Below are 1,439 nucleotides of genomic sequence, written 5' to 3'. Positions count from 1 at the left end.
TTGACGCGACCGGCGACGACCCGCGCAAACCTTCGTTCGTGATTGCCCGCGAGGGCGAGACCACCGGGGTGCGCTTTGCGGCCATCCCGCTGGGCCACGAGTTCACATCGCTGGTGCTGGCGCTGTTGTGGACCGGCGGACACCCGCCCAAGGTCGCGCCCGACGTGATCGAACAGATCAAGGGGCTGGATGGCGAACACCGGTTCGAGGTCTACATGTCTTTGTCGTGCCACAACTGCCCGGACGTGGTGCAGGCGGCGACGTTGATGGCCATCGTCAACCCCAACATCCAGACCGTGGTGATCGACGGTGCGCTGTTCCAGGACGAGGTGGAGCGCCGCCAGGTCATGGCCGTGCCCCTGGTCTACCGCAACGACGAGGTGTTTGGTTCGGGCCGCATGCTGCTGGAGGAAATCGTTGCCAAGCTGGACGTGCAGTCCGATGAACGTGAAGCGGCCAAACTCACCGCCCGCGACCCGTTCGATGTGCTCATCGTCGGGGGTGGGCCAGCTGCCGCTGCGGCGGCGGTGTACGCGGCGCGCAAGGGCATCCGTGTGGGCGTGGCGGCCGAGCGCTTTGGTGGCCAGGTGAACGACACGCTGGCGATCGAGAACTACATCTCGGTGCTGGAAACCGACGGGCCGAAGTTCGCCGCTGCGCTGGAAGCGCAGGTGCGCCACTACGGCGTGGACCTGATGAACCTGCAGCGCGCCGACAAGTTGGTGCCCGCGGCACAGGCCGGTGGCCTGATCGAGCTGCAAATGGCCAATGGCGGTTCGCTGCAGGCGCGCAGCGTGATCCTGTCGACCGGTGCGCGCTGGCGCAACGTGAACGTGCCCGGCGAGCAGGAGTACCGCAACAAAGGCGTGGCGTATTGTCCGCATTGCGACGGTCCGCTGTTCAAAGGCAAGCGCGTGTCGGTGATCGGTGGTGGCAATTCGGGCGTGGAAGCCGCGATCGATCTGGCCGGACTGGTTCAGCACGTGACGCTGATCGAATTCGCCGATGCGCTCAAGGCCGACGCGGTGCTGGTGAGCAAGCTCAAGAGCCTGCCCAACGTGACCGTGCGGGTCAACGCCAAGACCACGGAAATCACCGGTGACGGCGAGCGGGTCAACGGGCTGCGTTTCCAGGACCGCGCGAGTGGAGAAACCCACCATGTCGCGCTGGAAGGGGTTTTTGTGCAGATCGGCCTGGTGCCCAACACCGAGTGGCTCAAGGGCACGCTGGAGCTGAGCCGCTTTGGCGAAATCGAGGTCGATGCCAAAGGCCAGACCAGTCTGCCGGGTGTGTTCGCCGCCGGCGACGTGACCACGGTGCCGTACAAGCAGATCGTGATCGCCGCGGGCGACGGTGCCAAGGCCGCACTCAGCGCATTCGACTACCTGATCCGCCAACCCGTAAGCCAGCAGATCGCCGAAGCAGAAGCGGCAACCGCC

The 1,439-nt window shown here is 65.5% G+C and carries 1 protein-coding gene; it reads left to right on the top strand.

Annotated elements, in window-relative coordinates:
* Positions 1-1,439, top strand: a 1,439-nt coding sequence (gene ahpF / locus ABYB95_RS23440) for an alkyl hydroperoxide reductase subunit F (RefSeq protein ID WP_372662765.1), incomplete at both ends; no start/stop codon positions are given.

This window comes from Hydrogenophaga sp., from assembly GCF_041633695.1.
Classification (GTDB): Bacteria; Pseudomonadota; Gammaproteobacteria; order Burkholderiales; family Burkholderiaceae_C; genus Hydrogenophaga.
The sequence above is the reverse complement of the archived record's forward strand: the minus strand, read 5'-3'. Positions and strand labels throughout refer to the sequence as shown.